General features: G+C 51.1%; 1 protein-coding gene. It reads left to right on the top strand.

What is annotated here, in order from left to right; all coding sequences use genetic code 11:
- Positions 1 to 264 (top strand): hypothetical protein (locus tag ACZ3HH_RS30370; RefSeq protein ID WP_465810328.1); only part of this gene is annotated, 264 nt, incomplete at both ends.

The following is a 264-nucleotide window of genomic DNA, read 5'->3' as shown; positions in this document are numbered from 1 at the left end:
CAGCAACCGGATCAGCTGCAGGCGCTGTTTTTGGGACTGTATCAACATAGCGACGAATTGTGCGCCCTTACCTCGCAGATGGTGCAGCAGCTGCATGAGCAGCAAAAAGAAATCAACAACCTGCGTAACGAGCTGACCCAGGCAACCCAGATTTCGCTTCATGACAATCTGACCGGCTTGTACAACGAGGCGGGTCTGGAAACATTGTTGGAAGACTTACTGTCATTTGACGATCACAGCCACTCATTGTTGACCCTGGTGATG

It is taken from the genome of Pseudomonas sp. PME37.24/025 (assembly GCF_055556615.1).
This window is presented reverse-complemented; position numbering and strand designations above follow the sequence as displayed.